The organism is Planomonospora sp. ID91781, from assembly GCF_015711595.1.
Classification (GTDB): Bacteria; Actinomycetota; Actinomycetes; order Streptosporangiales; family Streptosporangiaceae; genus Planomonospora; species Planomonospora parontospora.
In genome coordinates this window covers 4,188,992-4,206,373 of the sequence record NZ_JABTEY010000001.1, presented here as the reverse complement: position 1 = coordinate 4,206,373, position 17,382 = coordinate 4,188,992, and the positions used below count along the sequence as shown (strand labels likewise).

The window sequence follows — 17,382 nt, the reverse complement described above, 5'->3', positions numbered from 1 at the left end:
GGCCGCCGGTCCTCTACGGTGCACCGCCCGCCGCGGCAGGATCCGCCACCGGGCAGGCCTCCTGCACCGGCGCGCCCGCCTCCTCGACCCGTGGAAGAGGCGCAGGCGGGCACCGGACGCCGGGCGGGTGTTCCGCCGGGACCGTCCGGAGACGGATGATGCCGTCATGGACCGGCGGGAGCAGGGCGGGGCCCCGGTACGGCCCCCGCCGCCGACCGCCCGCGAGAGGAGAAGCCAGTGGAAGACGGCGCGGACGAGCGCAGCCGGATCGCCCCCTGGGCCCCGCCCCGCGCGCGGCGGCGGCTGGCCGGGCTGGAGTCCGCCCTGGGAGGGCTGGACGCCGACGGGGTCGCGAAGGCCGCCGGGGAGGCGCTGGCCGGGCACCTGCGCCGGTTCGGCGAGGACGGGATCGTCCTGTACGCGGGCACGAACACGATGAGCGCGCGGGCCCGTGCGGCTTGTGAGCCCGCCCTGGCGAGCCGGCCGTCGATGGGCTGGCCGGGTGAGAAGTTCCAGACCGGGCTGGAGGAACTGGACGTGCTGGAGGTGCTCGCCCCGCTCCAGGTCGCCGCGGTGATGGGCGGCGGGTTCGCCGAGGTCCGGCTGCAGAGCGCCACCCTGGCCAACCTCGCCTGCTACACCGCCCTGGCCCGGCCGGGCGACACGGTCGCGGTGCTGCCGGAGGCCGCGGGCGGCCACGCCAGCCACCACGCGCAGGGCGCGGCCGGGGTCCGGGGGCTGCGGGTGGTGGACCTGCCCTACGACGCCGGCGGATTCGACGTCGACCACGCGGCGCTGCCGGGCTTCCTGCGCGCGCACCGGCCCGCGCTGGTGGTGGTCGGGGCGAGCCTGATGCTGTTCCCGCACGACGTCTCCCGGATCCGCGCGGCCTGCGACGAGGTGGGCGCGCTGCTGGTCTACGACGCCTCGCACGTGGCCGGGCTGATCGCCGGGAAACGGTTCCAGCGGCCGCTGGACGAGGGCGCGCACGTGGTGACGATGTCCACCTACAAGTCCTTCGGCGGCCCGCCCGGCTCGGCCGTGGTCACCCGGGACGAGGAGATCGCCCGCCGGGTCTCGGAGGCCGCCTACCCGGGACTGACCGCCAACTACGACGCCTCCCGGCTCGCCCCGCTGGCCGTCACCGCCGCCGAGCTCGCCGAGGACGGCCCCGCCTACGCCGACCGGTGCCTCGCCAACGCCACCGCCCTGGCCGCGGCGCTGGCGGGCGAGGGCTTCGCCGTCGTGGCGGCCGAGCGGGGCTGGACCGCCTCCCACCACGTGGCGGTGGACGCCGCCGCGTTCGGCGGCGGGGACGAGGCGGCCCGGCGGCTGGCGGCCGGAGGCGTCTTCCTCAGCGGCATCGGCCTGCCCGGCCAGGCCCCCGGCGAGCCCATGCGCGGCCTGCGGATCGGTACCCAGGAGGTGACCCGCCGCGGCCTCGGTCCCGACGCCATGCGCGAGATCGCGGTCCTGGCGCGCCGGCTGCTGATCGACGCCGAGGACCCGGCCAGGGTCCTGCCCGACGCCGTCGCCCTGCGCCGCCCCTGACGTCCCGGGCCCCGGCGGCCGCCCCGTGTCCCGTCCCGCCCGCCGGGGCCCGGGGCGGTCAGTCCGTACGGTCCTCCCGTCGGCCGGCCCCGCCGCCTCCCGGGCGGTCGCTCCGTACGGTCTCCCCAAGCATGTCCTGGAGCGCCCCGTGGAGCCGTGCCGCGGCCTCCCGGTCGAACCCGGGGCGGCCGAGGTCCACCGGCCCGCCCCGGAAGAACCCGCTGAGCGGCGCGGCGGGCGGGCGGTCCAGCACCTCGGCGACCTGCCGGGCGGTCTCGTCCGCCGACCGGGCGAACAGCCGGGCCATGGCCCGGACCAGGCCGCGCGTCGGCTGCCGGAGCGGTTCCGCCATCCCGGTCGCCACGAAACCCGGGTTGTACAGGACGTAGCGGGTCCTTCCTCCGGCGTGCCGCTCGGCGAACGAGACGCCCAGGAGATCGTTGGCCCGCGCCCCCTGCATCGTCGCCCGCAGGGACCGGTAGCTCCCCCGGGCCTGCTGCAGGTCGTCCCAGTCGATCCTGCCGGCCCTGGTCCCGACGCCGCACAGGCTGAGGACCACCGGGGAGTCCGCGCGCTCCAGCGAGCCGCGCAGGCCCTCGGCGAGCAGGTGCCGGCTGAGCACGTAGAGGGCGAAGGTCCGCTCGAACCCCTCGGCGGTCTCGACCCGGTCGGGGTGGTGGCGGTAGGCCCCCAGCACGAGGGCGTCGACGACCGGGTACGCCTGCGCGAGCTCGGCCGCGACGGCGCGCGAGACCGCCGCCGAGGCGAGGTCCGCCCGGCGGAAGACCGCGCGGTCCCCGGCCCCGAGCCGCCGGGCCTCCTCCAGGAACCGCTCCCCCTTGACCGGTCCGCTGCCCAGCGCGACGACGCGGTCCCCGCCGCGCAGGCGGCGCAGCGCCAGCGCCCGGCCGATGCCGTCGGTGCCGCCGGTGATGACGATCGTCCTCATGGCTCTCCTTGAGTTGAGACGACCCTCAACTTAATCGAAGATGAGGGAACCCTCAACTTCGCTAGCATGGGGGCATGGCGAAACCGCTCCGCAAGGACGCCCAGCGCAACCGCGACCTGCTCGTCGCCGCGGCCCGGCGGCTCTTCGCCGAGAAGGGCCTCGACGTCCCGCTGGAAGAGGTCGCGCGCAGCGCCGGGGTGAGCATCGGCACGCTCTACAACCGCTTCCCGGACCGGGCCGAGCTGGTCGGCGCCGTGTTCGCCGATCGGGTGGAGGCCACCAGGCTGCTCGCCGAGGAGGCGCTGGCCCGCCCCCGCGCCTGGGACGGGCTCGTCCACTTCCTGGAGGGCGTCTGCGAGCTGCAGGCGGCCGACCGCGGCTACAACGACCTGGCCGCGGGCCGCGGGCCCCGCTCCCCCGCGACCGAGCGGGCCCTGGCCGACGGCTACGCCCTCATGCGGCGGATCGTCGAGCGGGCCCGGGAGAGCGGCGACCTCCGCCCCGACCTGGTCCTGGAGGACATGGTCTTCGTGGTCTGGGGGCACGCCCGCACCGTCGAGGCCACCGCCGGCATCGCCCCCGAGCTCTGGCGACGACACCTGGCGCTGCTCCTCGACGCCTTCCGGGCCCCCGCCGCGCACCCCCTGCCCGTGCCCCCGCTCACCCCGGAGCAGGCCCGGGCCGCGCTCTCCTCGCGGTGCACGCCGCGATAAGGGTGAGCGGCTTCCAGCCATTGACTTTACGTTGTAGATTTATTTTTTGGAGAGGGCCCGCCGACGGGCACCGCGCTCCGCGGCCCCGGCCACGTTGCGCGGCATCCGGCCGAAGATCAGGCTGTGGAAGGGCGAGACCGCCCACCAGTAGAGGTGGCCCGCCAGACCGTGGGGGTGGAAGAGCGCGCGCTGGCCGTACACCGTCCGGCCGCCGGACCGGTGCACGCTCAGCTCCAGCCAGGCGAGGCCGGGAAGGCGCATCTCCGCGCGCAGCCGGAGCAGCCGTCCCGGCTCGACCTCCTCCACCCTCCAGAAGTCGACCGCGTCGCCGACGCGGAGCCGCCGGGGGTCGCGGCGCCCCCGGCGCAGCCCTACCCCGCCCGCCAGGCGGTCCATGAGCCCGCGCAGCCGCCACGCGGCGGGCAGGGAGTACCAGCCGTTCTCGCCGCCGATGGACTCGATCACCTCCCACAGCGCCTGCGGCGGGGCGTCGACGCGGCGGGCCCGCCGGTCGGTGTAGAGGGTGCCGCCCGCCCAGTCGGGGTCGGTGGGCAGCGGATCGCTCGGCGCGCCGGGCGTCGAGGCGGACGACCAGCGGGTGGCGACCTCCGCCTCCCGGATCCGCCGCAGCGCCAGGGCGACCGCCTCCCTGAAGGGGACCAGGCCCTGGAGCGGGTCGGGCAGGTAGGCGGCGATGTCGTGCTCCCGGCAGACGGCCTCGTTGCGCAGCGACTCCACCAGCGGGCGGGCGAGGGCCGCGGGCACCGGGGTGACCAGCCCGACCCAGTGGCTCGACAGGGCGGGGCTGAGCAGCGGAACCGGGATGATCACCCGCCGGGGCAGCCCCGCGACCTCGGCGTACCCGCGCATCATGCCGGCGTAGCTCAGCACGTCCGGGCCGCCGACGTCGAAGGAGCGGTTCACCTCCTCCGCCACGCCCGCCCAGCCCACCAGGTAGCGCAGGACGTCGCGGATGGCGACGGGCTGGGTCCTGGTCCGGACCCAGCGGGGCGTCGTCATCACCGGGAGGCGCTCGGTGAGGTGGCGCAGCATCTCGAACGAGGCCGATCCCGAACCGATGATCACAGCCGCCCTCAGCACCACGGCGGGCACTCCCGATCGGAGGAAGATCTCCCCCACCTCGGTGCGGGAGCTCATGTGCGGCGAGAGGTCCTCGTCCGGCGCGAGGCCTCCGAGGTAGACGATGCGCCGGACACCCGCCCGCTCCGCGCAGGCCGCGAACGTCTCGGCGGCCCGGCGGTCCGCGGCGGCGAAGTCCCTCCCCGCGCCCATCGTGTGGATGAGGTAGTAGGCGACGTCGACGCCGTCGAGCGCCGCCCGGGTCGCCTCGGCGTCCGCCGCGTCGGCCCGGGCGGTCTCCACCCGCTCCGCCCACGGCTGGTCCCGCAGGCGGCCGGGCTCGCGCGCCATGCACCGCACGTCATGGCCCGCCGCCAGCAGTTCGGGCACGAGCCGCCCGCCGATGTATCCCGTGGCTCCCGTGACGAGGCATCTCACGTGGACATTCTTCGTCAGGCGGACAACGGAGGTTGCCTGCCTGGCCGTTTCATGACGTTTCAGTGGTTTCCGTGCGTCGCGAGCACCGATCCCGCCCTCGGGCCGATACGGCCCGGCCACGGCGGTGCGACGGTCACTCCCCGGTGAGCCCGTCCACCGACTCCCGGAGGAGGTCGGCGTGACCGTTGTGCCGTGCGTACTCCTCGATCATGTGGACCAGGATCCAGCGCAGGCTGGGCGCCCGGCCGTCGGGCCAGGTGCGCCGGGCCCGCTGCTCCAGGCCTCCGGCTGCCAGCGCGTCCTCGGTCAGGGAGCGGGACCGGGCCACCGCGTCCCGCCAGAGCGCGTGGAGCTCCTCCGGCGGGTCCCCGGCGGCCGAGCGCCAGTCCCAGTCGGGGTCGGCCTCCCAGTCCACCGTGTCCCACGGGGGCCGCCGTTCCTGCCCGTGCAGCCAGCGGGAGAACCAGTCGTCCTCGACGTAGGCCAGATGCTTGAGCAGGCCGCCCAGGGTCATCGGCGACGCGCCGACGGTCGCCCTCAGGCCGGAGGCGTCCAGTCCCGCGCACTTCCACTCCAGGGTCGCGCGCTGGAAGTCCAGGAAGCCCAGGAGGGTGCCGGCCTCGTCGGCCTCCAGAGGAGGCTCGGGACGGCCCTGATCGTCCAGCTGGGTCATGCGCGGGAGTCTAGACATCGGCCGCCCGCCGGACCAGGGGAGAGACGCCGATCCGGATCCCGGGTGAACCGTCCGTCTCCGCCGGACCGGAAGGACGTTACAGCTCCTCGCGGATGCGGGTGAGGATCGCCGCGGTCTCCGACGCGGGCTCGGCCGCGATGCACAGGCGCTCCATCACCTCCAGGTAGCGCTCGACCTCGTCGCGCTTCTCCAGGTAGACGGCGCTGGTCAGCTGCTCCATGTAGACGATGTCGGGCAGGTCGGGCTGGGCGAAGCGCAGGATGCTGAACGGCCCGCCCGCCGCGGCGTGGCCGCCGATGCTGAACGGCGCGATCTGGACCGTCACGTTGGGCAGCTCGATCGCGTCGAGGATGTGGTCGATCTGGCCGCGCATGACCTCGGGCCCGCCGAGCGGGCGGCGCAGCACCGCCTCGTCGAGCACCGCCCACAGGTGGGGCGGCTCGGAGGCGCGCAGGAGCCGCTGGCGCGCCGTGCGCAGCCCCACCCTCCTGCGGAGCTCGGCCTCGGAGGCGTCCGCGTGGCCCAGCCTGATCACGGCCCGCGCGTAGTCCTCGCTCTGCAGCAGGCCCGGGACGAACTGGACCTCGTAGTTGCGGATGACGGAGGCGGACTCCTCCAGGCCGACGTAGGTCTCGAACCAGCTCGGCAGGACGTCGCCGTAGTTGTGCCACCAGCCGGGCTGGTTGGCCTGCTCGACGAGGCCCAGCAGCGCCCCGCGCTCGCCCTCGTCCAGCACGCCGTACAGCGTGAGCAGGTCGGCCACGTCCCGGATCCGGAAGCCGACCCGGCCGAGCTCCATCCGGCTGATCTTCGAGTGGGAGGCGCGGATCGTCCGGCCCGCCTGCTCCAGGGTGATGTGCCGCGCCTCGCGGAGCCTGCGCAGCTGGGCGCCGAGCACGATCCGCAGCACCGTCGAGCTCCCCCGCGGCCCGGCCATGAGGATGGGATCGGTGGGCTCGTCGTGGGCGTGGGATCTGGTCATCGGCGGTCCTTCGTGCACGGAGTGCGAGTCTGCGCCCACCCCTCGTGGTCGTCGCGGCCTTCACGGTACTCCGGCGGGCCGCCCCGGACCAGATGGAACTTTATTCTTCAACCGCCTCAGTCGATGAGGTCGTCGAACTCGCCGTCCTTCACGCCCCGGACGAAGGCGTCGACCTCCGCGCGCGTGTAGATCAGCGCCGGCCCCTCGGGGTCGCGCGAGTTCCGTACGGCCACCGCGCCGCCGGGCAGCCCGGCCACCTCCACGCAGTTCCCGCTGGGGTTGCTGAAGCGGCTCTTGCGCCACCGCGCCTCGCCCAGGAGAGCCGCCGCCATGCCGTTACGCAGCTGATCCATCCTCGCCTCTCACCGAATCAGGCAGGGGAACACTGGAAGCAGCATAGACCCGTGTGCAGATGCACGTGCATCTGTACTTGCGTTTGCACATCACCCCCAGGCAAGATGACTGGGCTAGACCCCTCGTTACGCGATCGCCGCCTCTCCCCCAAGGTCGCCGATGACTGGTTATCCACGGCACGACGTCGCTTCCGTCCGGGCAGAGATCTGCGGATGGGAGCGCTGGCTGTCGATGCTCGACCACCTGCTCCCGCCCAGCGGCCTGCCGCCCTGGTCGGACGGGGACGGCCAGCTCGACCAGTTGCAGATGGCGGTCCGGAGCCTGCGCGACGAGCCGTGCGCCACCCGGACGGCCCGGGACTTCACCTCGGCCTCCCTGCGGTCCTGGGGACTGGCCGCACTCGTCGACGACGTCACCCTCGCGGTCTCGGAGCTGGTGGCCAACGCCCTGCGCCACGGGGTCGTGAACGCGTCCTACGCCCCCTCCCGCAGGCACGCCAGGATCGTGCTGTGCAGCACGGAGCGCTCGGTGCTGTGCGCGGTCACCGACCCCTGCGACCAGGGGCCCCGGCTGCGGGACTTCGACGACGAGGCGGAGAGCGGCCGCGGGCTGCAGATCGTGCGGGGGGTCAGCCACACCTGGGGGTGGTCCCCGCTGGAGACCGGGGGCAAGGCCGTGTGGGCGGCGTTCCTGCCCTCCGCCGCGCACGCCCGGCACCTGGAGTCCTGCCGCTGACCCGTCCCGCAGGACCCCGCCGGTTTGCGGACCCCGGCCCCGCAGGGCCCCGCCCCGTCCCGCCCCGCCGGCCGCTCCCCGCCTCCTCGTCCGCCGGCGCGCGGAGGGTGCCGGCGGACGGGGAACCACCCGGGGCGGAGGAATCAGGCGGTCTTGACGGTGATCTCCCCGCCCAGGTGGAAGCCGCCGCTCAGCTCGAGGTCGTCCCCGCTCCAGAACCGGCCCGGGTCGTACCAGTTCGGGCGGCGCCCGCCGGGCAGCAGGCCCATCGCCTCGTAGGTGACGGCCACGACCTCGGCGCAGTAGGCGCTCTCCAGAGCGCTCTGCTCCCCGCCTCGCTTGAGGATCCTCGGCAGCCGGCCGCGGGCCCACCGCCCGGCGAGCCGGGCCGTGGAGGGGAACGGCGTGCCGTCCAGGCGGGCGATCGTGCGCAGGACGGCCTCCTCCATCTCGGCGGTCGTCTCCGGCTCGAGCTGGCGCAGCCAGCCGCGCTGGCCGTACCGGGTGGCCCAGACCTGCACCGCCTCGCGCAGGTCGTGCAGCTGGACCCCGCGCTGGTGGGTGCCCGACCACATGTCGGGCAGCGACCTGCCGAGCTCGGCGTGCCACATCAGCGGCGGCATGTCGTCGATGACGACGGACATCCCGACGTGGTTGACCGGGCTGTTGGTCACGGTCTGGATGGCCCGGTCCGGCACCGAGCGCCCGCGGAACAGCCACACGTCGCCGGTTCGTGTCAGGTCCAGTGCCTCGTCGAGGCTGATGCTCGTAGCGGACATTCCCATACTCTAAGTACATGCGCTGGTGGAAGATACTCGGCCTGGCAGGGATCGCGGGCGTCGCGGCGACCGGAGCGGTGGTCGCGCGGGCAGAACGGCGCCGCCGCGCCTACACTCCCGACGAGATCCGCATGCGGCTCCGCTCCCGCCTGGAGGAGGCCTCGACGGACACCCCCGCCGGGCAGGGGACCGACGAGGAGTAGGAACGCCCCGCCCGGCCGGTCCGCCGGCCGGGCGGGACCGCGGACCTGATCCGCACACCGCCCACCGGGACCGGGAGCGGGGACCTGATCCACACACCGCCCACCGGGACCGGGGGGCGGAGACCGGGGTCTCAGCCCGTCCCCGACGGCTCCGCGGGCGGCGCCTCCGCGGCGTAGATCCGCCAGGCCGCGGGCAGAACCGTCCAGCGGCGGCCGGTGACCGGGCCGGTCAGCTCGCCGTCGGCGTTCACCGGGACGGGATCGCCCGACACGGCCACCTCCCCGCCCCGGTCCGTGACCACGTCGCGCAGGTCGAGGTGGGTCCCGCGGCGCAGCCGCAGGGCGTAGGCCAGCCTGGCCAGCGGGCCCGTCGTCGCGGCGACCACCACGTCCACCCTCCCGTCGTCCGGCCGGGCGCGCGGGGTGAGGGGCGTGCCGCCGCCGATCGTGACGCCGTTGCCGACGGCGACCATCAGGACCCGGCGCCCGTGCGCGAGCGGCCGCCCGTCCACCGTCACCCGCAGCCGCCACCCCCGGCTCCGCACCCCCGCGAGCAGCCCGCCGAGGGGGTAGGCCAGCTTCCCGAGCACCGGCTTGAGCGGTGCCGCCCGCTCCGAGGCCTCCGCGCCCGCGCCGAGGTGGACGGCGTTGACGACGATCCCCCCGTCGTCGTCCACCAGCAGGTCCATCGGACGGCGGTGCCCGGCGAGCACCACGCGGGCCGCGGCCCCGGGATCGGACGGGAGCCCGAGCGCGCGGGCGAAGTCGTTGCCGGTGCCCAGCGGGACGAGGCCCACGGTCCGGGCGCCGAGCTCGCCCCGGCGGTGCAGGGCGGCGACCGCCGCGTGCAGCGAGCCGTCCCCGCCGAGTACGACCACGTCCCGGCCGGGGTGGGCGCCGAGCACCCCGTCCAGACCGTCGCCGGCCTCGGCCTCCACCACGTCCGCCCCCCGGCGCAGCGTGCCGAGGGCCGCCTCCAGCGCGGCCTCGCCCGCACCGCCCGCCCTCCTGTTGCAGATCGCCAGCAGCTCGGCCATTACCGTCCCTCCGCCCTCGGCCCGGCACCGGCTCCTCCGGTCACCCCGGCCGGACCCTGCCCCCGGGAGCGGCGGTCACGCTCCCCGGGCCTCCCGGGTACGGCTGCGGAGATCCGCACGGTGGTCACGGCGCGCCCGTCGAAACCCCCAAATGACGGGTATGTAGCGTTGTCGATGACGATATTGAGGAGACTTCGATGACGCATGAGCGCGCCGGGCAGCCCGCCCGGCCGTCCGACCTGGTGGACGTGGCCCGGCTGGTGACCTCCTACTACGCGCTGCGCCCCGATCCCGGAGAGGTGGGCCAGCGGGTGGCGTTCGGCACCTCGGGGCACCGCGGCTCGGCGCTGGACGCCGCGTTCAACGAGGACCACATCCTGGCCACCAGCCAGGCCATCGTGGAGTACCGGGCGGCGCAGGGCGTGGACGGCCCGCTCTTCCTCGGGGCCGACACGCACGCCCTGTCCGAACCCGCCCGGGTCTCGGCGCTGGAGGTGTTCGCGGCCAACGGGGTGACGGTCATGATCGACGACCGCGACGGCTACACCCCGACGCCCGCGGTCTCGCACGCGATCCTCTCCCACAACCGCGGGCGGACGACCGGCCTGGCCGACGGCGTGGTCGTGACCCCTTCGCACAATCCCCCGGGTGACGGCGGTTTCAAGTACAACCCGACGCACGGCGGACCGGCCGACACCGACGCCACCTCCTGGATCCAGGACCGGGCGAACACGCTGATCGCCGACGGACTGAAGGAGGTCCGGCGGATCCCGCTCGCCCGGGCGCTGGCCGCCGACACCACCGTCCGGTACGACTTCCTCGGTTCGTACGTCGGCGACCTGCCCTCGGTGGTGGACCTGGACGCGGTCCGCGCGGCGGGGGTGCGCATCGGCGCCGACCCGCTGGGCGGGGCGAGCGTGGCCTACTGGGGCGAGATCGCCGAGCGGCACCGGCTGGACCTGACCGTGGTCAACCCGCTGACCGATCCCACCTGGCGCTTCATGACGCTCGACTGGGACGGGAAGATCCGCATGGACTGCTCCTCCCCGCACGCCATGGCCTCGCTGATCGCGAACCGCGACGCCTTCGACGTCTCCACCGGCAACGACGCCGACTCCGACCGGCACGGGATCGTGACCCCCGACGGCGGTCTGATGGACCCCAACCACTACCTCGCCGTGGCCATCTCCTACCTGTACTCCCACCGGCCGGACTGGCCGGCCGGCGCCGGGGTCGGCAAGACCCTGGTGAGCAGCGGCATGATCGACCGGGTCGCCGCCGGTCTGGGCAGGCGGCTGGTCGAGGTGCCCGTCGGGTTCAAGTGGTTCGTGCCGGGCCTGCTCGACGGCTCACTCGGCTTCGGCGGGGAGGAGAGCGCGGGCGCGTCCTTCCTGCGCCGCGACGGATCGGTGTGGACCACCGACAAGGACGGCCTGATCCTGGCCCTGCTGGCCGCGGAGATCATCGCGACCACCGGCCGCTCCCCCAGCGAGCACTACGCCGGCCTGGTGGCGCGGTTCGGCGACCCCGCCTACGCCCGCGTCGACGCCCCGGCGACCCGGGAGGAGAAGGCCGTGCTGTCCAGGCTCTCCGCCGATCAGGTCACCGCCGGCACCCTGGCGGGCGAGCCGATCACCCAGGTGCTCACCTCCGCGCCCGGCAACGGCGCCGCCCTCGGCGGCGTCAAGGTCTGCACCGACAGCGCCTGGTTCGCCGCCCGGCCCTCCGGCACGGAGGACGTCTACAAGATCTACGCCGAGTCCTTCAAGGGCCCGGACCACCTGGCCGAGGTCCAGCGGGAGGCCAGGGCCCTGGTCTCGGCCTCCCTGGGCTGAGAGGCCTCCGCCTCCCGGACCGAGGACCGAGAGCCCCGGCTCCCGGCCCGGGACCGGGCGTGCGGTCACACGGGGATCTTCTCCGCGGCCTTCTCCGGGATCACCACCGGCACGGGCGCCTGGGTCCTGCCCTGGAGCGCCACCGGAGCCGTGCCCGAGACCCTGTCCAGGGAGACCCTGTCCGGGACCCTGCCGGACAGGGTCTCCAGCACCTTCCCGGGCGCGCCCTCCAGCGCCGCCTTCCCGGCCGCGGCCTCCCGCGAAAGCACCCCCGCCCGCGAGCACAGCGCCTCCACCACGGCGCTGACCCGGTCGCGCGCCACCGGGTCGGCGAGGCGGCCGGCGGCGTCGAACTGCCGCAGGGCCGGAGAGGCGGACAGGTCGGCCCCGTACACGACGGCACCGGCGACACCGAGCGGGCGCCGCAGCGCGGTCTGCGCCCACATCGCCTCGTGCGGGCGGACGCAGGCCGTGACCACGGCGACGGGCTTGCCCAGCAGGACGGCGCCCGCGCCGGGCCGCGACGCCCACTCCAGCGCGTGGAGCAGCTGGACCGGCAGGACGCTGTGCTCGGGGGCGGTGATCAGCAGCCCGTCCGCACCGGACAGGAGATCGCAGAACTCCCCGGCGGACCCCGGAAGCGGGCCGTCCGTGAAGGGCGGGATCTTCCCGAGCCCCTCCCACACCGTGAAGTCCGCGGAGACGGGCAGCTCCCCCGCCACCGCCTCCAGCAGCCTGCCGACGTGTGCCGCCGGCCGCAGGCTTCCCGCGATCCCCACGATCTTCATCCCCGAACCCCTTCCCCTGAGCGACGTCACGGCGCTTGTGCCCGAGGAAGGAGGCAACGAACATGATCAGCGTACCGATAGTGCATGAAGTTGCCATTTCGTAGTAAAGGTACATATGCGGCATATGTCACCTGCGGTGACCCATGTGCCGCAGGCCCGCAGTCAGTCCCGGCGCCCGCCCTCCGCGGCCCTTCCCGCCCCGGCCCCGGCGCCGATGTCTCCCGTCTCCGCCTCCACCCCCTGCCGTCCGTCTTCCCGCCCCGCACGGGCCCGGGCGGCCAGGTCCGGCGCCGCGTCGGCGATCCGCTGCCTCATCGGCCGCCGGCTCAGGGCCTCCAGCACTTCGTCGACGAGCCGGCTCAGCGGGAACGACAGCTCCGCCTCGAGCTCGGCGGCCGCCGCGGCGGTGGCCGCCCATTCCGCCTCCAGCATCGGGAGCAGCGCCTCGGCCTTCGCGGTGGGGTGCACGATCCGGCGGCGCGCGTCCGCTCCCGGCATCAGGACGACGAACCCCTCCCCCGCCATATGGGCCACCGTCTGACTCGCCGCGGAGTGGGTCACCCCGATCGCGTCCGCCAGTTCGCGGATGGAGGAGGGACCGAACGCGGCCAGCGCCCGCAGGACGGGGGTGAACCGGGGGCGGAACCCCGCCTCCCCCAGCTCGGCGTAGACGGCCGCGACGTCCGCGTCCAGCAGTTCGAGCAGGTGGCGCAGGCGGGTCCCGAGCAGGCCCGGCCCGGAGTCGAGGAAAGGCATCCCATCAACATAACAGCGCTGTTGCATCCATCCCTCGCCGGGTCGTCCCGTCTCGGCGCGGCCCGCGCCGGAGCGCGAACCGCCTCCCGGACCGGGAGCCACCTCACCGGCCCGCCCTCCCGGACCGGGAGTCACCTCACCCAGCCACCCTCCCGGACCGGGCGCCATGCCACCCGGGCGCCCTCCCCGCGTCGGGCGTCATGCCACCTCGGCGTCGGCTCACCACCCCGGCTGCGGCATATCACCGGTGGCCGGGGTAGGGGCCGACCATGAAGACGACATCGTCCAGCATCCCGTCCTCCGCGCGGACGGACCCGGGGCACCGTACGGAGGGCGACGCCCCGAGCCGGGCGCGGCGCCGTACGGAGGAGATCGTCCGGGCCCGCGCGGGCGTCCGCGGCCGCACCCTGGCCAGGACGCTGCTCGCCGTGAGCGCGGCGGCCGCCGTCGGCAGCCTGGCGACCAAGCCCGCCTCCCTGTGGTACCGGCGGCTGCGCAAGCCGTCCTGGCAGCCGCCGTCACAAGCGTTCGGCCTGGTGTGGACACCGCTGTACGGCCTGATCGCCGTCGGGGCGGCCCGTGTCCTCGACCGCCGGGAGGGGACCGACCGCACCGCGTTCGCCGCCCGCCTGGCGGCCAACCTCGTCCTCAACGCCGGCTGGAGCCTGGCCTTCTTCCGAGGCCGCTCGCCCAAGCTCGCCCTGGCCGAGATCACCGCGCTCAACGCCTCGAACGCGGACCTGATCAGGCAGGCGTGGGCGACCGACCGGGCCGCCGGGGCGGTGCTGCTCCCCTACGGCGCGTGGACGCTGTTCGCCACCGCCCTCAACACCGCGATCGTCCGCCTCAACCCGGCGGAGGACTGAACCGGGGCCGATCCGAGGACCGCACCGGAGACCGAGCCGGGGACCGGGCTGAGGACCGCACCGGAGACCTGGCCGCGGACTGAAAGTTACATCGCCGCACCGGCGGAGCCGCAGGTCGGCGCGGTGCCGGGGAGCGGCCCGCTTCCCCTGGCCCGGTGCGGATGTCTAGCATCGCGCCGGGCCACGACGGGAGCGGGCGATGCGCAGAGGCGAGACGGTGCTGGCGGTACTGGCGGCGATGGCCGCCGCCCTGGGGTTCGTGCTGGCGGGTACGGCGGGCGCCGCGCTGTCGGCGCGGGCCGCGCCGACCAGGATCATGGCCCTCGGGGACTCGATCACCGGCTCCCCCGGCTGCTGGCGGGCCCTGCTCTGGCAGCGCCTCCAGGAGGCCGGGCTGGCCGCGTCGGTGGACTTCGTCGGGACGCTGCCGCCGCAGGGCTGCGGCTTCCCCTACGACGGCGAGAACGAGGGGCACGGCGGCTTCCTGGCGACCAACGTGGCCGACCAGGACCAGCTCCCGGCCTGGCTCTCGGCGACGCGGCCCGACATCGTGATGATGCACTTCGGAACCAACGACGCGTGGAGCAACCGCTCCACCGCGACCATCCTGGCCGCCTACGGCAGGCTGGTCGACCAGATGCGCGAGAGCAACCCCGACATGAAGATCCTGGTCGCCCAGATCATCCCGATGAACCCGGGCTCGTGCGGCGAGTGCGGCCGGCGGGTCGCGGCGCTCAACGCGGCGATCCCCGGCTGGGCGGCGGGCAAGACGACCGCGCGCTCGCCCGTCGTGGTGGTCGACCAGTGGACGGGTTTCGACACCGCCACCGACACGGGCGACGGGGTGCACCCCAACGCGGCCGGCGACCGGAAGATCGCCGACCGGTGGTTCCCCGCCCTGACCGCGCTGCTCGGGGCCGGACCGACCGCCACCCCGACCGCCACCCCCACCTCGACCCCCACCTCGACCCCCACCTCGACCCCCACCTCGACCCCCACCTCGACCCCCACCGTCACCCCCACGGGCAGGCCGACCTCGACCCCCACCACCGGAAGCGGCTGCACGGCCGCCTACCGGGTCGTGAACCAGTGGTCCGGCGGCTTCCAGGGCGAGGTGACCGTGCGGAACGCGGGAGCCTCCGCGATCAGCGGCTGGTCCGTGGACTGGACCTCCGGAGGCGAGCGGGTCAGCCAGGCCTGGAACGCCGCGGTCACCCAGACCGGCTCCGCCGTGACCGCGAAGCACGCCTCCTGGAACGGCTCCCTGGCGGCCGGGGCGAGCACGTCCTTCGGCTTCCTCGCCTCCGGGACCCCCACCGTCGCCCCCATCATGTCCTGCACGGCCGGATAGCCGCTCCGGCGAGCGCCCCGGAGGGAGCGGCCCCTCCGGGGCACGGGGCCGTCCTGCGGCCCCGGCCCGCCTGCGGTCCCGGCGGCCCTCCTGCGGCGCGGACCGGTCCTGCGGACCGCGGAGAATGGACGCCATGAGCTATCGCGTCTGCGTGGTGTGCCTGGGGAACATCTGCCGCTCCCCCATGGCCGAGGTCGTGCTGAGGAAGGCCGTCGCCGACCGCGGCCTGGACGGTCTCGTCACCGTCGACAGCGCGGGCACCGGCGGCTGGCACCAGGGCCGCCCGATGGACGAGCGCGCCGCCGCGGCGCTGGCCGGTCGCGGCTACGACGGTTCCGCGCACCGCGCCAGGCAGTTCCTGCGGGAGTGGTACGGCCAGGCGGACCTGGTGCTCGCCATGGACCGGGAGAACCTCCGCGCCCTGCGCCGGCTGGCCCCACCGGGCGCCGACGTGCGGCTCTTCCGCTCCTTCGACCCGGCCGCCCCGGAGGGCGCCGAGGTGCCCGACCCCTACTACGGCGACCACGAGGGTTTCACCGAGGTGCTGGAGATGATCGAGGCCGCCGCCGAGGGGCTGGCCGGGGAACTGGCGGAGAGGTTGCGGGCCCCGCATCCGCGGGAGTCCGCCCCGCGCCCGTAAGGGGCCGCGGCTGACCGCGGGCGGGCGGGCCGGACGAGTGCCGCCGGGCGGACCCGGCGCACCCGCGTTGCGATGGTCCCGCGCGGCTGGGGAAGATACGGGGGCGGTGGAACCGGCACGGCGACACGGGATCTCCGGCGCGCGTTCCCGACAGGAGGCAGTGGTGGCGGACGAGTTCGACGTGATCGTGATCGGTGCCGGGCCGGCCGGTGAGAACGTCGCGGACAGGGCCGTGCGGGGCGGGCTGAGCGCCGCGATCGTGGAGGAGAACCTGGCCGGCGGCGAGTGCTCCTACTGGGCGTGCATCCCCAGCAAGGCCCTGCTCCGCCCGGTCGAGCTGGCCGCCGAGGCCCGCCGGGTGCCGGGCCTGGACATCGGTCCGATCGACGCCGCCGCCGTGCTGGCGCGCCGGGACGAGGCCGTCTCCCGCTACGACGACGCCGGTCAGGTCGAGTGGATCGAGGGCGTGCCGGCGGAGTTCGTCCGGGGGCGGGGGCGGCTGGACGGCCCGCGGCGGGTCCGGGTGGACCTGCCCGACGGCGCCTCGCGGTCGCTGACCGCCCGGCACGCGGTCGTACTGGCCACCGGGAGCCGCGCCGCGGTCCCGCCGGTGCCGGGCCTGGCCGAGGCCGCACCGTGGACCAGCCACGAGGTCACCGCCGCCGAGGCGGTCCCGGAGCGGCTGGCCGTGATCGGCGGCGGCGTGGTCGCCTGCGAGATGGCGCAGGCCATGCACGGGCTCGGCACGCTGGAGACCACGGTGCTGGTGCGCGGGGAGCGGCTGCTGGAACGGCTGGAGCCGTTCGCCTCCGACCTGGTGGCCGAGTCGTTCGCCGCCTCCGGCATCACCGTGCGGACCCGCACGGAGGTGACCCGGGTGGAGCGGCCCGCGCCGGGCGGGCCGGTGACCGTGCACCTGTCGTCGGGCCCGCCGGTCGAGGCCGACGAGCTGCTGGTGGCCACCGGCCGCCGGCCCGCCGTCGCCGGCCTGGGCCTGGAGAGCGTGGGGCTGGCCGGCGACCGGCCCGTGGCCGTCGACGACAGCATGCGCGCCACCGGCGTCGACGGCGGCTGGCTGTACGCCGTGGGCGACGTCAACGGCCGCGACCTGCTCACCCACATGGGCAAGTACCAGGCCCGCGTCTGCGGCGACGTCATCGCCGCCCGGGCCAAGGGCGAGCCCGACGACCTGCCCGCGCTGCGGGACCTCGCGGGCGGCTACGGCGCGCCGCAGGTGGTCTTCACCGACCCGCAGGTCTGCGCGGTCGGCCGGACCGAGGCCCGCGCCCGAGAGGAGGGCTTCCCGGTCCGCGCGGTCGAGTACGACCTGGGCGCGGTGAGCGGCGCCTACCTGCTCGGGGACGGTTACCGGGGCCGGGCCAAGGCCGTGGTGGACACCGAGCGGCGGGTGCTGCTGGGCGTCACCTTCGCCGGTCCCGGCGCGGCCGAGCTGCTGCACGCCGCCACGATCGCGGTCACCGCCGAGGTGCCGCTGGAGCGGCTCTGGCACGCGGTGCCGTCGTTCCCGACGGTCAGCGAGATCTGGCTGCGCCTGCTGGAGGCCTACGGCCTGTGACCTCCCGGCCGGTACGGCACGCCGTGCCCTCCCCGAGGAGCGCCGGAGTGAGGGG

Annotated in this window: 18 protein-coding genes; 9 read left to right on the top strand and 9 right to left on the bottom strand. The window is 75.1% G+C overall.

The features are described from left to right. Window positions 1-237: 237 nt before the first annotated feature. The gene (gene glyA / locus HS048_RS18995; protein ID WP_196467693.1) at window positions 238-1,551 is read left to right on the top strand and encodes a serine hydroxymethyltransferase; all 1,314 of its coding nucleotides are present in this window, start codon (window positions 238-240) and stop codon (window positions 1,549-1,551) included. Between the two features lie 58 nt (window positions 1,552-1,609). Here glyA and HS048_RS18990 read toward each other — a convergent pair whose 3' ends face one another. Further along, complete coding sequence (locus tag HS048_RS18990) at window positions 1,610-2,500, bottom strand: SDR family NAD(P)-dependent oxidoreductase (RefSeq protein ID WP_196467692.1); 891 nt, start codon at window positions 2,498-2,500, stop codon at window positions 1,610-1,612. A gap of 74 nt (window positions 2,501-2,574) precedes the next feature. Between HS048_RS18990 and HS048_RS18985 the strand changes: the two genes are divergently transcribed. Next, complete coding sequence (locus HS048_RS18985) at window positions 2,575-3,213, top strand: TetR/AcrR family transcriptional regulator (protein ID WP_196467691.1); 639 nt, start codon at window positions 2,575-2,577, stop codon at window positions 3,211-3,213. Between the two features lie 39 nt (window positions 3,214-3,252). Here HS048_RS18985 and HS048_RS18980 read toward each other — a convergent pair whose 3' ends face one another. From HS048_RS18980 to HS048_RS18965, 4 genes are all read right to left on the bottom strand, one after another. Further along, a complete protein-coding gene (locus HS048_RS18980) occupies window positions 3,253-4,731 on the bottom strand; it encodes an SDR family oxidoreductase (RefSeq protein ID WP_196467690.1) in 1,479 nt (492 codons plus the stop codon). Between the two features lie 133 nt (window positions 4,732-4,864). Next, on the bottom strand, window positions 4,865-5,404 hold the full coding sequence (locus HS048_RS18975; protein ID WP_196467689.1) for a DinB family protein: 540 nt from the start codon (window positions 5,402-5,404) through the stop codon (window positions 4,865-4,867). A gap of 97 nt (window positions 5,405-5,501) precedes the next feature. Next, entirely contained in the window at window positions 5,502-6,407 is a 906-nt protein-coding gene (locus HS048_RS18970) for a helix-turn-helix transcriptional regulator (protein WP_196467688.1), read from the bottom strand. 116 nt (window positions 6,408-6,523) lie between these two features. Continuing rightward, window positions 6,524-6,760: a DUF397 domain-containing protein gene (locus tag HS048_RS18965; RefSeq protein WP_191897186.1), complete on the bottom strand. Its 237-nt coding sequence runs from the start codon at window positions 6,758-6,760 to the stop codon at window positions 6,524-6,526. Window positions 6,761-6,920: 160 nt separating this feature from the next. On the opposite strand from HS048_RS18965, the gene HS048_RS18960 reads away from it, so the two are divergent. Further along, a complete protein-coding gene (locus tag HS048_RS18960) occupies window positions 6,921-7,496 on the top strand; it encodes an ATP-binding protein (RefSeq protein WP_084008963.1) in 576 nt (191 codons plus the stop codon). Window positions 7,497-7,639: 143 nt separating this feature from the next. Here the strand turns inward: HS048_RS18960 and HS048_RS18955 are convergent, their stop codons facing one another. Continuing rightward, the gene (locus HS048_RS18955) at window positions 7,640-8,275 is read right to left on the bottom strand and encodes a hypothetical protein (protein WP_068903036.1); all 636 of its coding nucleotides are present in this window, start codon (window positions 8,273-8,275) and stop codon (window positions 7,640-7,642) included. Between the two features lie 17 nt (window positions 8,276-8,292). Between HS048_RS18955 and HS048_RS18950 the strand changes: the two genes are divergently transcribed. Next, window positions 8,293-8,478, top strand: coding sequence for a hypothetical protein (locus tag HS048_RS18950; RefSeq protein ID WP_196467687.1), 186 nt, complete (start codon window positions 8,293-8,295; stop codon window positions 8,476-8,478). 131 nt (window positions 8,479-8,609) lie between these two features. Here HS048_RS18950 and HS048_RS18945 read toward each other — a convergent pair whose 3' ends face one another. Beyond that, the gene (locus HS048_RS18945; protein ID WP_196467686.1) at window positions 8,610-9,515 is read right to left on the bottom strand and encodes a diacylglycerol kinase family protein; all 906 of its coding nucleotides are present in this window, start codon (window positions 9,513-9,515) and stop codon (window positions 8,610-8,612) included. A gap of 197 nt (window positions 9,516-9,712) precedes the next feature. On the opposite strand from HS048_RS18945, the gene pgm reads away from it, so the two are divergent. Beyond that, window positions 9,713-11,350: a phosphoglucomutase (alpha-D-glucose-1,6-bisphosphate-dependent) gene (gene pgm / locus HS048_RS18940; RefSeq protein WP_196467685.1), complete on the top strand. Its 1,638-nt coding sequence runs from the start codon at window positions 9,713-9,715 to the stop codon at window positions 11,348-11,350. Window positions 11,351-11,415: 65 nt separating this feature from the next. On the opposite strand, the gene HS048_RS38550 is transcribed toward pgm, so the two are convergent. Continuing rightward, window positions 11,416-12,138 carry an NADPH-dependent FMN reductase gene (locus HS048_RS38550; protein WP_068903042.1) on the bottom strand — a complete coding sequence of 241 codons (723 nt, stop codon included), beginning with the start codon at window positions 12,136-12,138 and terminating at the stop codon, window positions 11,416-11,418. Window positions 12,139-12,300: 162 nt separating this feature from the next. Further along, window positions 12,301-12,894, bottom strand: coding sequence for a MarR family winged helix-turn-helix transcriptional regulator (locus HS048_RS18930; RefSeq protein WP_196467684.1), 594 nt, complete (start codon window positions 12,892-12,894; stop codon window positions 12,301-12,303). A gap of 269 nt (window positions 12,895-13,163) precedes the next feature. On the opposite strand from HS048_RS18930, the gene HS048_RS18925 reads away from it, so the two are divergent. From HS048_RS18925 to HS048_RS18910, 4 genes are all read left to right on the top strand, one after another. Continuing rightward, window positions 13,164-13,760, top strand: coding sequence for a TspO/MBR family protein (locus HS048_RS18925; RefSeq protein ID WP_196467683.1), 597 nt, complete (start codon window positions 13,164-13,166; stop codon window positions 13,758-13,760). Between the two features lie 199 nt (window positions 13,761-13,959). Beyond that, window positions 13,960-15,111 (top strand): cellulose binding domain-containing protein, encoded by a 1,152-nt coding sequence (locus HS048_RS18920; protein ID WP_196467682.1) that lies wholly within the window; start codon window positions 13,960-13,962, stop codon window positions 15,109-15,111. A gap of 133 nt (window positions 15,112-15,244) precedes the next feature. Continuing rightward, window positions 15,245-15,751, top strand: coding sequence for a low molecular weight protein-tyrosine-phosphatase (locus HS048_RS18915; protein ID WP_196467681.1), 507 nt, complete (start codon window positions 15,245-15,247; stop codon window positions 15,749-15,751). A 163-nt stretch (window positions 15,752-15,914) separates the two neighbouring features. Then, on the top strand, window positions 15,915-17,327 hold the full coding sequence (locus HS048_RS18910; protein WP_196467680.1) for an NAD(P)/FAD-dependent oxidoreductase: 1,413 nt from the start codon (window positions 15,915-15,917) through the stop codon (window positions 17,325-17,327). The last annotated feature ends 55 nt before the right edge of the window (window positions 17,328-17,382 follow it).

Excerpts from the sequence above, each read along its gene's own strand:
- HS048_RS18990 (WP_196467692.1), bottom strand. The coding sequence starts at position 2,500 with ATGAGGACGATCGTCATCACCGGCGGCACCGACGGCATCGGCCGGGCG.
- HS048_RS18955 (WP_068903036.1), bottom strand. The coding sequence starts at position 8,275 with ATGTCCGCTACGAGCATCAGCCTCGACGAGGCACTGGACCTGACACGA.
- HS048_RS18930 (WP_196467684.1), bottom strand. The coding sequence starts at position 12,894 with ATGCCTTTCCTCGACTCCGGGCCGGGCCTGCTCGGGACCCGCCTGCGC.
- HS048_RS18960 (WP_084008963.1), top strand. The coding sequence starts at position 6,921 with ATGACTGGTTATCCACGGCACGACGTCGCTTCCGTCCGGGCAGAGATC.
- HS048_RS18975 (WP_196467689.1), bottom strand. The coding sequence starts at position 5,404 with ATGACCCAGCTGGACGATCAGGGCCGTCCCGAGCCTCCTCTGGAGGCC.
- HS048_RS18925 (WP_196467683.1), top strand. The coding sequence starts at position 13,164 with ATGAAGACGACATCGTCCAGCATCCCGTCCTCCGCGCGGACGGACCCG.
- HS048_RS18945 (WP_196467686.1), bottom strand. The coding sequence starts at position 9,515 with ATGGCCGAGCTGCTGGCGATCTGCAACAGGAGGGCGGGCGGTGCGGGC.
- HS048_RS18915 (WP_196467681.1), top strand. The coding sequence starts at position 15,245 with ATGAGCTATCGCGTCTGCGTGGTGTGCCTGGGGAACATCTGCCGCTCC.
- pgm (WP_196467685.1), top strand. The coding sequence starts at position 9,713 with ATGACGCATGAGCGCGCCGGGCAGCCCGCCCGGCCGTCCGACCTGGTG.
- HS048_RS18985 (WP_196467691.1), top strand. The coding sequence starts at position 2,575 with ATGGCGAAACCGCTCCGCAAGGACGCCCAGCGCAACCGCGACCTGCTC.
- HS048_RS18920 (WP_196467682.1), top strand. The coding sequence starts at position 13,960 with ATGCGCAGAGGCGAGACGGTGCTGGCGGTACTGGCGGCGATGGCCGCC.
- HS048_RS18950 (WP_196467687.1), top strand. The coding sequence starts at position 8,293 with ATGCGCTGGTGGAAGATACTCGGCCTGGCAGGGATCGCGGGCGTCGCG.
- HS048_RS38550 (WP_068903042.1), bottom strand. The coding sequence starts at position 12,138 with ATGAAGATCGTGGGGATCGCGGGAAGCCTGCGGCCGGCGGCACACGTC.
- HS048_RS18965 (WP_191897186.1), bottom strand. The coding sequence starts at position 6,760 with ATGGATCAGCTGCGTAACGGCATGGCGGCGGCTCTCCTGGGCGAGGCG.
- HS048_RS18970 (WP_196467688.1), bottom strand. The coding sequence starts at position 6,407 with ATGACCAGATCCCACGCCCACGACGAGCCCACCGATCCCATCCTCATG.